Source organism: Bacillus cereus group sp. BfR-BA-01524 (assembly GCF_022662595.1).
GTDB lineage: Bacteria > Bacillota > Bacilli > Bacillales > Bacillaceae_G > Bacillus_A > Bacillus_A thuringiensis_S.
In genome coordinates, this window is sequence record NZ_JAKUDW010000004.1 from 1 (window position 1) to 12,747 (window position 12,747).

Consider the following 12,747-nt stretch of genomic DNA (forward strand, 5'->3'; position numbering starts at 1 on the left):
TGGGTAATGAACTCTTGTCTTCAAACCAAAAACACCTCCATTGAATTTGCATACTTAGTATGCGAATTCAGGAGGTGTTTTTTTCATGTACCACTATTCGGGTTCACTTCATGTTACAAACGGAGCTTTTTGTTATTGACCTAAATTTTGCACCTTATCTTTCAAATCACGAACTTGATCTATCGTCTGCATGAGCTCTGAGTTTTTAAATTGCTCTACGTCCATTTTTCCTTCCTCTATCTTTTTCATAGACGTATCAATTAACGAATTTAGCTTTTCATTATATCCAACGATTTGTTGATGAAGATCCTTCGCTACATCTGGTGGCGTTAATTCATTGAAAGCTGGTATATCTTGTTTAATTTCATTCAGCTTCGTTTCTAATTCTTTTCGAGCTGTCCCATCGTTAATAGCTTTCTCTGCTAATGCCGGTGCTTCATTTGCAAATGCGCTTATTTCATTTACATAGTCTGTCGCCTTTTGAGCATAATCTATGGAGTTCTTTCCTTCCTCCACTATTGAACATCCCATTAAACCAATTGAAACTATAAATACTAATAAAATTGATTTTATTTTCATTTCAGACTCCCTTCGTCTTTATAATTGTCTATAATTTTCTCTATCATAACTTCTAGCTAAATTGCTTACAACCTTTTTTCAAATAGCTATTTATACTCTTACATGCCCTATTATTGTTACAACATCTATTTCTATATGTACGCTTATAATATCTTCAATTATATCCATATATCCTTGTCCTATAGCTGCTCCATAGTGTAATGTAATCCCCTTCTTTTCATACACTGACTGTGGCACTGAAAAAATAAATCTCCTCAAGTTTCTTTCATCAGCTGGTTCCATAATTAAAACAATCCCATCCTCATCAAACATATACGCTCGCCCTCCAACTTTACATTCACTATGGCTCAGTATTGCCTTGGTCAGCAAAATTTAAAACATAATAAGTTAAGATACACTCTGCTCTATCATAAAGTGAAACTTTAATCAGCTCCCACCTAATTTCTTTGCTTTCGCTGAATTTTGAGGTGAAGTCTTACTGCCCGGCAAATAGCGGGATAAAAATAAAAAGCATTCATTCTTTTTTATTAAGAATGAATGCTTTTTAAAAAATCAATTTCCAACTCTAGCATCTTTTTTTGACGAGGTTTTACTTTCCTTACGGGAACTCCAGCGTAAATATACCAATCATCTAAACTCTCTTTTACCATACTCATCGCGCCGACTGCCGTACCTTCTCCTACAGTTACATTTGGAAAAATAATAGAATTAGCACCAATAATCACATGTTTTTTAAAAATAACTTTTCCTACTTTCACATTCCTATATTGATTCGGGACGGTTGGCCCCATTAATGTATTTCCACTGAAATCATCAAGTACTGCATATACGATTGTTTTAGCTGAAATGTTTGCAAAGTCATGCATTTCAATCCCAATTTCCCCTCCATATAACGCTGTATACGCCGAGATGTGCGAATAACTTCCAATTGTGATTTTGCCACTTAAAATGCAAAAGTCATCAATTCTTACATTATTGCCAACTGATATAGCACCCGGATTATATATACTTGCTTTTTTACTAACCAATACATTTTTCCCAACAGATAAAAATCCAATTTTCTTTAGTTCTTCTTGACTATAAAAACTATTCATCTACCAACACCACCTTCTGCTCTAAACAGATTACAATTTGCTCTACTAGTTCTTTCGTCATTCCTTCCCATAAAGGTAAACTTACAATTCGTTTTGCTATTTTATTCGTTTTTGTTAAATCTGTAGACTTATATTTTCTAAAAAGAACTTGTTGGTGGCAAGATGGTGAAAAGTATAATCTAGCTTCTATTTTCTGTTTTTTCAGTTCTTCTATTACTTGTATGTTGTGAACTTCTTCTGGACAAATGATAGGCATAAATTGATGAATAACCGCTTCTGTCTTTTGGACTTCCCACCCTTTTTTCATTAACCCAGTACTTTGCAATAACTGTTTATACCATTCAGAAATACGGGTGCGTTCTTTTAATTTTTGATCCCATCTTTTTATAGTCGCTATCCCAATAGCTGCTGCGTATTCAGACATTTTACAATTAAACCCCATCATCGTGCATTCACGATTTTTATCAAATCCGAAATTCCCCATTCTTTTAATACGTTGTATATCTTCTTCGTTTTTACTATATATGAGCCCTCCTTCACCAATTCCGAAAGGCTTTGTTGCATGAAAGCTATATACGATCATTCCACTAAAATCCTGACCGTAATGCATACCACTATTCATTAATCCAAATCCCGGTGCCGCATCTACGACAACCGGAACCCCGATTTTCTCTAATTCTTCATATTCTTCTAAGTCCATCCATGATCCAAAAGTTGCGTACGGGACAACAATCGCAACCTCTTCTTTTAATTCTTCTATCTTATCCAAAAGTACGGTTTTATCCATATACCAATCATCGATTGAAATATCAATAAAATAAGGTTCCAATCCACACCAAATAGCCGCTAAGACAGTCGCAGGGAATGTAAAACTAGGCATAAGAGCATACTTTCCCTTTCTTCTTTTCTTTAGTTGAATAGCCGCCATTAACCCTAACGTTGCATTTGCTACTGTTGTAACAGCTCCCCTGTTTTGAAAAAATGCCGACATAATTGTTTCCTCAAAACGTTGATTTATAGGTCCATAATTCGTATATATGTGAGATGTATCAATTTCCTTCAATTCGTCCAAATACTCAATTACAGGTACAGTTGAAGCACGTAAAAAAGGAATATTCTCCATATCTATCTATTCCTTTCTATCATTTTCGGACAATATAGAGCATATCTGTTTCAGATAATCCAAATTTCCTAGCACTTTTCATTCCTTGTTTTTCCGCTATGTTATATAATTCCACCTTAAATCCTGCATTCATTAATCGTTGAATAAATCCCGATTGATTATAAATTCTCACATGATCTTCTTGACCAAAAGCTAATTTCCTCAATTGTGGTGTTACAATTAATTCATTCTCTACAATAAAATCTACATTCATTACGATTGGTACTTGAATAATTCCCCATCCATTTGGCTTTAACACTCTATATAACTCTCGCATTGCTTTGTCATCATCAGGAACGTGTTCTAACACATGGCTACATAATATTACATCAAAAGTATTACTATCATATGTAATCCTTGTAACATCAATTTCCTTCATTAATGGATCCTTTGGTTCTAAGTCACCACATACATACGTAATATTTTTATACTCGTTAAACCAATCTCTTAACTTCGCTTCAGGTGCAATATGAAGCATAGTATAGTTTCTATTTAACAAGTCTGTTTCCGTTTCAATGTATGTACGATACAATCTTTCACGATCCATCGAATTACAAACTGGACATATCCCTGTATCTTTATTCCACATCTCAAATTTATATTTCGGAAAATCATAATGTGCTGGCCAAGGTGAAAATTTTTCAAATTGTTGATTGCAATATTGACAATAACAAAATTCTTTCTCAAACATGTGAGAAACTAATTTGTGTAACCCTTTTTTTATCTTTTCATTATAAATTTGATCTATTTCGCCATTTCTTACTGCATCCTTAACTATAAATCCCGCATTTTCTAAACAATAAGATAAACTCTCTTTATACTCACTTTCAAAACTTAAAAATCCACTATTATATGCATCTATAATTAATTCAATCCACTCTTCAATTGTCATTAACATAAAATGCATTTGTTTTTGATTTTGTCCACTATGTTGTCTAAAATAACTAAGAGGTTCTTGTATATAAACTACTTTTCCTTTTCTCATCATATCTATCCAAGTTGCAATATCATTAATAGCAGAATAAGCCTTTCCTTTAAAATACCCAAACTTACCTTCAAACAAATCCCGATTAAACAAAACAGTTGTCGGCTCACCAACTATATTTTTTAAGTTTTTTAACATATAATTCCCTAATTCTTTTCCTTCAAAAAGTGTTGTTTCTTTCGCGATTTTCATATTCAATGTTGACGGTGGTAATATCTCTCCATTCTCATCAATCAGTTCACGATATGACGTCACAAATGAAATGTTTTCTAATGCCAAAAAGTATTTCATCATTCTCTCGATCTTTTCATGATGAAATAAGTCATCATCTAATAAAAAGTTTATATAATCCCCATTCGCAAGTTCTATACACTTATTAAAGTTTTCGGCAACTAATGGCGTTTCATTTTTAACATATGTAATACACTCATATTCACGTAAGTACGGTTGAATCATAACATTGACTTCATTATTTGTACTGTCGTCAGAAATAATAATTTCTATATTTTCATATGTTTGATTCAGAGCACTGTTGAGCGCTAATTCCAAGTAATAAGGTCTATTGTATGCAGGAATAAGTATACTTACTTTCGGTAAAGAAGAATTATTATTTATATGCTGTTTTTTCTTTTCTATATTTATTTTCTTTCCTCTAATTTTTTGGTAATAGTCTAATGTATATAATATCGATGATGGAACTATCCTTCTTGCATAATCTAGAAAATTAGTTATCGCTTTGTCTAAATCTTTTTCGTTGGATAAGAAACCATATTTTTCTCCCGCTATAATACTGTGTGAAAAATCTTCTAACCCATCCATCATTTTATTAGATTCATTTAACTGTTGATCTGGATGTAATCGAAAGTAACTAAGTGTCTCTGCTATATATACTGCTTTTCCTTCACTTAATAAAGATAACCATGAAGCTATATCTACATTACATAAATACCGCCTCTTATCAAAAATCCCATACGGTTCTTGTAACTCATTTTTACGAAATAAAACTGTTGTTGGTTCTCCAATATAATTTTTTTGATCCACAATTACCTTATTTCCTAATTCTATTCCCTCTATAATCGTATCCTCTTCAAATAAACGGACAGTTGAATAAATATGTCGTAGTTCTTTCCCTTTATCATCAATTACTTGACGATGAGATGTTACTAGCTTAATTTCATTATCTAGATCATTGAAAAAATACTTCATCATCTTTTCAATTTTATTCACATGAAATATATCATCATCCATTAAAAAATTTATATACTCACCGTTCGCTTCATGAAATAACATTAGCGCATTTTCAAATTGTCCGAGAGTTGATCTGTTTTTTATATAAATAATATTTAAATGATCACATAAATATTTTTGTAACACCTTTTCTGTTTCGTCATTCGTGCTGTCATCTCCAACTATAATTTCTATATTAGGGTACGTTTGTTCTAACACACTACATAACGCCTTTTCAAAGTAGCAAGGACGATTATACGTAGGAATTAACACACTTACCAACGGAAGTTGCTCTACGACCTCTTCAATTCTTTCAATACGAGTTCTCATTTTAACTCTCTCACCTCTTCGCATATTATTTATATACGCGACACAAAAATCACATTACTTTAACTGTATGGAGCCTATATACTTTTATGCAAACATGAAACAAAATATCATACTTTTCGTTCCTGAATAAACATATTTAATAACGCGGACATTTTATTTGCACCTTTTTTATTCATATGATCACTATCATAAAAATCATCCTCACAAAATAATGGCGAATCAAATAGATCTATGATTTGAAAAGAATATTGAGTTTGAAACTCATTTATAACTTTATAAAAATCTTCTTTTAATTTCTTACTACTACAATTGAAATAATGTGAAGTAACAGGGAATACAACAATTAATGGCTTTATATCGTTTTTTAATAGTAATTCTAAATATTTCTTAAAAATCATTTTATTTTCAACTAAAGTATGAGGATACGCCAATTTAGCGTGTGAAGCTGCTCTTATTTTCCCGTGTTCTTCAAAAGGAATGTAAAGAGGAGTAGTATTCCATTCAGCATTTATCCAAGGCAGTACCAATGATTCATCTTTTAGTTCATCTAATAAAATATATTCAAAATGCAAATTAAAAATAGAAAGAAGTGGTTTCGGAGTATTTAGATGTGAGAATCCATCAGTGGGTAGAGGAGAATGAACTACAGTATGATGACCATCTTGAAACAATGGATAATATACTTTGTGAATTCTATATGATTCAGATGATAACGACATATCAAAGAAAAACGAGAAATAGGCTATTCCTATTAAACAATATTGAAATGAATGAGTGTTTGATAGAAGTTGTGACGCTATTAAATAATCATAGTATAGATCTTGCGATGGAAGTGTTAATTTTATTGACTTTTTTGAGAGGAGCTCCGTACTTATGCCACAATGCGGATAAGACAAACCGGTAGCAAACAATTCATACGTCGGATCACTCTTTGCTTTTTTCATAGAAATGTATAAAGACATAAGCTCTGGATTTATTTGATAGATAGAAATTAATTTATCCTTCCATTCATACATGTATTTTGTTAAATTAATAATTTTTGAACTTTGCACGCCCCTATTTATCAAGTCATTTGTAAGTTTTTCTGCGTCCACTCTCCAAATGACTATATATTGAAAAGAATTTTCTATTCGAACAACATCTGAAACGTCTACAACATGAACTATTGTTTTACATTTATTTTTGTCTAATGTATTTCGAATCCTCTCCCCGGATAATTCATCACTTAAAACAATGATTTTATACTGCTCCTTCATGTGCATCCCCTCCATTATATGTATAATATGAAATTCATTTTTAATTCGTAACAATCATATACACCTGCAATCTAACAAAAAAATAGCTCCACCATTAGGCGTAGCTATTTTTACAATTATTGCTTATTCAAATCATATTCCTTTATCTAACTCATAAAGTTTACGATACTTTTCATTTTCTTTCAAAAGTTGTTTATGACTACCTTGCATGACAATTTGGCCACGATCAAGGAATATAACTTCGTCTACATGTTCTATTCCTACAAGATGGTGCGTAATCCAAATAACCGTCTTTTCTTCCGTTGCAGAAAACATTGTTTCAATTAAAGACAATTCTGTTTTCGGATCTAAACCGATAGTCGGTTCATCAAGTACAATGATGGGTGTTTCTTGCATAAGAGTTCTAGCAAAAGCAACCCTTTGTCTTTCACCACCAGAAAACCGCTTTCCCATTTCATGCATTTTTGTTTGTAATCCGTCCGGAAGAGAAGTAATATGTGAAGCTAATTGTGCTTTCTCTAAAGCTTTCCATATCTCTTCATCCGTCGCCTCTGGTTTGCCAATTCGTACATTATTTCCAATTGTCGTATCAAACAAATGGGGCTTTTGATTTAATACAGAAATATATTTAGATAAAAGATTCGTATGAGCTCGTTCACCATTCAATACAACTTGGCCGTTTACTGGGCTTAACGCCCCTGTTAACAATTTTAGTAAAGTAGATTTCCCTGTCCCACTTCTGCCTAAAATAGCAATTTTCTTCCCTGCTTTTATTTGTAATGATACGTCTTTTAATACAATCTCATTACTATCTGGATAACTATACGATACGTGATTCAGTTCAATATCTACATGTCTTGGTTCAACGTAATCATTATCTCCATACAAATCCATTTTATCATGTAAAACACTATCACTTTCTACGCCATTAAGACGATGGGTAGATTCTACATACGACGGGATTCGATCGATGGCATCTGCAATAGGAATAAGCGCATTCGTTACAGATAAAGTCATTAATACGAAAGCTGCGATAACTGTAGGAGCAATTTGCTCACTTGCCGCTTCATTTCCAGTCCATATAATCATCGAAATAACTACAATACCTACTACTAATTGAATGATACTGTCCCGAATATGATACCAGCGTTTCACTCTCTTTTCGATTTTTAACAACTGATCATTTTGTTTTACATACTCATTAATAAATTCACCTTTACGACCACTTGCCTGCCAATCAGATAATCCAAAAACAGCATCCGTCAGTTGTTGATACAAACGGCTTCTGCCTTGCTTTAAAGTAACATGGTGTTTCTTCATCAAAAGTAATGATACAAATGGAAGAAGAAACACGATAATAGCTAACATACAACCTACAATAAATGCAAACACAAGGTCAAATGCACCGATAACAAGTACGAAGATACTATAAACAACTAGCGCTAATATACTAGGAAATATTGTACGTAAATATAGGTTTTGCAAATGCTCTATATCTTCGGATAACACTCCTAACATATCACCCGTTTGAAATCGAGAACGGAAAAATAACGCCTGTGGTTCTACTATTCTATATAGCTTCGTTCTCATTTTTTCTAATATACGTAGTACGACATCATGTCCGACTAAGCGCTCTATATAATGAAACACAGCTTGCCCTATACTAAACGCTCTTGTTGCAACAATAGGAACATATACAGCCATTACATTTTCCGGTCTAAGGGCAGATTTTGAGATTAAATAACCTGAAATAAAAAGTAACATCGCTCCTGAACTAACTCCAAGAAGACCAAGGAAAATAGTTAAAGTCATTCTACCTTTATTTTGTTTTATATAAGGTTTAACCCAGTTACTCATTTCTCTCCCCTCTCTTCCCTATGAAAATGTAATGTCTCACTCTCTAAAAGTTCTTCATACGTCCCACTTTCTTTCATTTCCCCTTTATTTAAAATAAGGATATGGTCCATTTGTTTCATCCAATGTAGACGGTGAGTTGCTAAAAATACTAACTTTCCATTAAATAGACGTAACATCGCTTGCTTTATTTCAAATTCGGTTTCAATATCAAGATGTGCCGTAGGCTCATCTAATAAAATGATTGGTTTTTTACTTAAAAGTGCACGCGCCATAGCAACACGCTGTTCTTGTCCGCCACTTAGCATACGTCCACCTTCTCCAATTCTTTCGTGCATCCCATTTGGAAGTGATGTAACGAGTGAACGAAGGCCGACTTCATTAATAACTCTTTCAACTTCTTCATCTGTTGCTTTTGTTTCATAAAAACGAATGTTATCCTTTAATGAAAGCGGAAAAATATAAGGTTGCTGCGGAATGTAAGCAATATTTTTTTGCCAATCTTCACGAGTAGATCCATCAACTTCTACACCATTTACTAAAATCTTTCCACTCGAAGGAGATAAAAACCCGGCTAATACGTCGATTAACGTCGATTTCCCCGCACCACTTTCACCAATAACACCAATAGCACCGTTACCTTCCCAAGTAAAATTAATCCTTTCTAATATAGCCTTCTCAGATTCAGTATTATTAACTTTGATATCTTGTAATTTCAAGCTACTAGAGGCATTCCATACTATATCTTCATTTAAATCTTTCTTTTGTATTCCTTTTTGTTGTTGCAAAATCTCTTCTATTTGCTCCATCGCAATTTGTCCATCTAATGTCGCATGATAATTTGCTCCCACTTGTTTAATCGGCAGAAAATATTCCGGAGCTAAAATCAAAATTGTAAGGGCTGGTAATAGTATAATCGTTCCATCTATTAAACGTATCCCTAATCCAACTGCCACAAACGCGATTGATAAACTCGTAAAGAAATCTAATGCAAAAGAAGAAAGAAAAGCAACTCGCAAAGTACGCATCGTTGCTTTTCTATATCTTTTACTTACTTTTTCAATCTTTCCTTCGTGCTGTTCACTTTTCCCTAAATACTTTAATGTTTCTAAACCTTTTAACGTATCTACAAAATGGTTCGAAAGTACACGATATATCTCATACTGACTATCTGCCATTTTTTGCGCTGCTAATCCGAGAAGAATCATAAATATAATCACGATAGGAATCGTTACAACTAAAATGATTCCAGACTCAATATCTAGCGTAAAAACATATAGTACAATTAGACCTGGAACGATACTACTTCTAATCATTTTAGGAATCGTTAATTCAATATATGTTTTAAATTTCTCAATCCCCTCAATTGATAAGGTAACCAGATGACCCGTTCCAACAGTTTGAACATACCTTGGACCTAATGTGAAATATGCCTCTATCAATTGTTTTCTTAATAACGACCCTGTTTTTTCGGCAAAACGTTCCACTAATATTTGTGATGTTCGAACTACTATGTTACGCGCTGCAAACGCGATACCAAAATAAACAATTTCACTTAATATTGTTTGTACTGTCTCTCCATGAAATAAAAACGTAATAGCTCGTGCTAAAAAGATTGTTTGCGCAATAATACTAAAAGCTTCTAAAATACTAATAATCGTTAACGCTACATATAAAATACGGCTACCGGGATAAGACGGAAGTCCTCTTTTTCTTTTCATTAGTACTCCAAATCGTTGTCTGACTTAACAGGTTGTCTAAATACATAATAACTCCATATTTGACTTCCGATAACGAAAGGCAAAATAGCAATCGCAAAGTAAGTCATAAGTTTTAATGCATAAGCTCCTGATGCTGCGTTGTAAATTGTCAAATCATTCATTGCTCCTAAAGAGCTAATCATAACACGTGGGAACATACCGATAAATACACTCGCACTTAGTAAAATGATTGTTAAACTCGTCATAAAGAAAGCCCAACCATCTCTTCTTCTTTTATTTAATAAAGTGGACACTAATAGTGCTACAAAAGCTCCGATTGGTACCATAATCCATTCTGTTCCATGAGCAGTGAAAATGTCGGTTTTCCATAACCCCACACCAGCAAAAACAAGAAGTGTAATTAATGAAAATGGTGCAATTTTTATTGCAGCAATTCGTGCACGTTCTCTCAATTTACCAGTTGTACGTATCGTAAGAAATTGTAATCCGTGAACAATACATAGTAGGAGAAACATTACTCCCCCAAGTAACGCAAATGGATGAAGTAATTGCAGGAATCCACCTACAACATTTTTACTCTCATCAATAGGTACACCTACCATAAAGTTTGCAATCGCAACTCCCCAAAGGATAGGAGGTAACATACTTCCAATAAACATCCCCCAATCCCACGCACTCTTCCATTTATGATTATCTATTTTCGCACGAAATTTAAAGGAAACACCTCTTAAAATTAAAGCAAGAAGCATAAATACAAACGGAATATAAAAACCACTAAATAAAGTTGCATACCAGTGCGGAAATGCCGCAAACATGGCTCCACCAGCACAAACAAGCCATACTTCATTCGCGTGCCAGAACGGTCCTATTGTATTTAAGTAAACTCGTTTTTCAAAATCATTCTTTCCTAAAAACCTCGAAACCATTCCTACCCCAAAGTCGAAACCTTCCAGTACAAAGAATCCAACAAATAAGATTGCAATAACTAAAAACCATAACTCATTAAGAGATAACATACTCTTCCTCCTTATCAAATGGATCATGGCTTTGATAATCCTTTTTCGTTTTCTTATTTGTGTGGCCCTTAATGGTACGAACAAATAAGTACACACAAATTCCACCCATAATTAAATACATTGATGTGAATGAAATAAGTGAGAATAATACTTCACCGAATGTTACATTTGGTGATACAGCATCTTCTGTTTTCATTACACCAAATACAACCCAAGGTTGACGACCCATTTCAGTCATAATCCACCCTACTGTATTACCGATGAATGGAAGAGAAATTGCATACACCATTAATTTTAAATACCACGTTTTTTCAGCTAAACGATCTTTTCTTGATAAGAACCATCCGTAAGCTCCTAGAAGAAGCATGAATGTTCCACTCATTACCATCGCTCTAAAACTCCAAAACATTGTATGCACTGGAGGAATATAATCCCCAGGTCCATATTTTTCTTCATATTGTTTTTGAATTTGATTCATCCCTTCAACTTGACCGCTAAACTTATCATACGATAATAGACTTAGCATATAAGGGATTTGAATTTCAAACGAATTTTCTTTCTTCTCTGTATCAATTTTCGAAAATACTGTAAATGGCGCTGGATCCTCACTTGTATTCCATAGTGCTTCAGCTGCCGCCATCTTCATTGGATGTGTCTTAATTAATTGTTGCGCTTGTGCATGACCGAAGAATAATACAAGCGCCGTTGTAATTGTTCCAACAATGATAGAAATGCGGAAAGATTTTTTAAATACTACAGTTTCTTGTCCTTTTGTAATTTTCCATGCACTTACACCCGCAATAAAGAATGCACCTGTTGCAATTGCTGCTGTAATTGTATGCGGGAATTGTACCCATAGTTGTGGGTTTTGAATAATGGCTAAGAAATCATTCATTTGTGCACGACCATCAGCTGCCATTTCATACCCGACAGGTGACTGCATAAATGCACTTGCAGTTAAAATCCAAAATGCTGATAACATCGTTCCAATTGAAAGGAGCCAAATACACATTAAGTGAATTCGCTTCGGTAATTTATCCTCACCGAATACCCATAAACCTAGGAATGTAGACTCAATGAAAAATGCCAGTAATCCTTCAATTGCAAGCGAGGGACCAAATACATCACCTACAAAACGTGAATACGTTGACCAGTTCATACCAAACTGAAATTCTTGTAAAATACCTGTTACTACACCTACTGCAAAGTTAATAAGGAATAATTGCGTCCAAAACTTTGCCATCTTCTTATATACTTCTTGTCCTTTTACCACATACAACGTTTGCATTATCGCAATAATAAAAGCTAAACCAATTGACAGCGGAACAAAAAAGTAATGGAAAATCGTTGTTGATGCGAACTGTATTCGTGCCAATTCGAGCGTTTCCATACTAAAATCACTTCCTTCATAGTTTTTATAATAAAAGTTAATTGAGCAATCTTATCAAACTCAATTATTAAGAAATACGAAAAGACAAAAACATTTTGTATGTATTGTCGAAAAATATGAAGTTTCAGTTTTT

At 33.6% G+C, this 12,747-nt stretch carries 10 protein-coding genes; all 10 read right to left on the minus strand.

Going from position 1 to position 12,747, the window contains the following annotated elements; genetic code table 11:
- Positions 1-132: 132 nt before the first annotated feature.
- The gene (locus MR170_RS02120) at positions 133-579 is read right to left on the minus strand and encodes a DUF6376 family protein (protein WP_000695205.1); all 447 of its coding nucleotides are present in this window, start codon (positions 577-579) and stop codon (positions 133-135) included.
- 90 nt (positions 580-669) lie between these two features.
- A complete protein-coding gene (locus MR170_RS02125; protein WP_000459105.1) occupies positions 670-891 on the minus strand; it encodes a hypothetical protein in 222 nt (73 codons plus the stop codon).
- 215 nt (positions 892-1,106) lie between these two features.
- Positions 1,107-1,673: an acyltransferase gene (locus MR170_RS02130; RefSeq protein WP_029442030.1), complete on the minus strand. Its 567-nt coding sequence runs from the start codon at positions 1,671-1,673 to the stop codon at positions 1,107-1,109.
- Positions 1,666-2,796 carry a DegT/DnrJ/EryC1/StrS aminotransferase family protein gene (locus MR170_RS02135; protein ID WP_029442029.1) on the minus strand — a complete coding sequence of 377 codons (1,131 nt, stop codon included), beginning with the start codon at positions 2,794-2,796 and terminating at the stop codon, positions 1,666-1,668. Before MR170_RS02135 ends, MR170_RS02130 begins: the two co-directional genes overlap by 8 nt.
- A 19-nt stretch (positions 2,797-2,815) precedes the next feature.
- Positions 2,816-5,377, minus strand: a complete 2,562-nt coding sequence (locus MR170_RS02140; RefSeq protein WP_242307000.1) for a glycosyltransferase — start codon at positions 5,375-5,377, stop codon at positions 2,816-2,818.
- A gap of 107 nt (positions 5,378-5,484) precedes the next feature.
- Complete coding sequence (locus MR170_RS02145) at positions 5,485-6,633, minus strand: hypothetical protein (RefSeq protein WP_029442027.1); 1,149 nt, start codon at positions 6,631-6,633, stop codon at positions 5,485-5,487.
- 132 nt (positions 6,634-6,765) lie between these two features.
- Positions 6,766-8,490: a thiol reductant ABC exporter subunit CydC gene (cydC, locus tag MR170_RS02150; RefSeq protein ID WP_048563982.1), complete on the minus strand. Its 1,725-nt coding sequence runs from the start codon at positions 8,488-8,490 to the stop codon at positions 6,766-6,768.
- Positions 8,487-10,208, minus strand: coding sequence for a thiol reductant ABC exporter subunit CydD (cydD, locus tag MR170_RS02155; protein ID WP_242307001.1), 1,722 nt, complete (start codon positions 10,206-10,208; stop codon positions 8,487-8,489). Before cydD ends, cydC begins: the two co-directional genes overlap by 4 nt.
- Positions 10,208-11,224 carry a cytochrome d ubiquinol oxidase subunit II gene (gene cydB / locus MR170_RS02160; protein ID WP_000950083.1) on the minus strand — a complete coding sequence of 339 codons (1,017 nt, stop codon included), beginning with the start codon at positions 11,222-11,224 and terminating at the stop codon, positions 10,208-10,210. The genes cydD and cydB overlap by 1 nt, the downstream gene beginning before the upstream one ends.
- Positions 11,211-12,614, minus strand: coding sequence for a cytochrome ubiquinol oxidase subunit I (cydA, locus tag MR170_RS02165; RefSeq protein WP_000448870.1), 1,404 nt, complete (start codon positions 12,612-12,614; stop codon positions 11,211-11,213). Before cydA ends, cydB begins: the two co-directional genes overlap by 14 nt.
- Positions 12,615-12,747: the final 133 nt, after the last annotated feature.

Coding starts and splice junctions, on each gene's coding strand:
- cydB (WP_000950083.1), bottom strand. CDS start 11,224: ATGTTATCTCTTAATGAGTTATGGTTTTTAGTTATTGCAATCTTATTT.
- MR170_RS02135 (WP_029442029.1), bottom strand. CDS start 2,796: ATGGAGAATATTCCTTTTTTACGTGCTTCAACTGTACCTGTAATTGAG.
- MR170_RS02130 (WP_029442030.1), bottom strand. CDS start 1,673: ATGAATAGTTTTTATAGTCAAGAAGAACTAAAGAAAATTGGATTTTTA.
- cydD (WP_242307001.1), bottom strand. CDS start 10,208: ATGAAAAGAAAAAGAGGACTTCCGTCTTATCCCGGTAGCCGTATTTTA.
- MR170_RS02140 (WP_242307000.1), bottom strand. CDS start 5,377: ATGAGAACTCGTATTGAAAGAATTGAAGAGGTCGTAGAGCAACTTCCG.
- MR170_RS02125 (WP_000459105.1), bottom strand. CDS start 891: ATGTTTGATGAGGATGGGATTGTTTTAATTATGGAACCAGCTGATGAA.
- cydA (WP_000448870.1), bottom strand. CDS start 12,614: ATGGAAACGCTCGAATTGGCACGAATACAGTTCGCATCAACAACGATT.
- MR170_RS02145 (WP_029442027.1), bottom strand. CDS start 6,633: ATGAAGGAGCAGTATAAAATCATTGTTTTAAGTGATGAATTATCCGGG.
- cydC (WP_048563982.1), bottom strand. CDS start 8,490: ATGAGTAACTGGGTTAAACCTTATATAAAACAAAATAAAGGTAGAATG.
- MR170_RS02120 (WP_000695205.1), bottom strand. CDS start 579: ATGAAAATAAAATCAATTTTATTAGTATTTATAGTTTCAATTGGTTTA.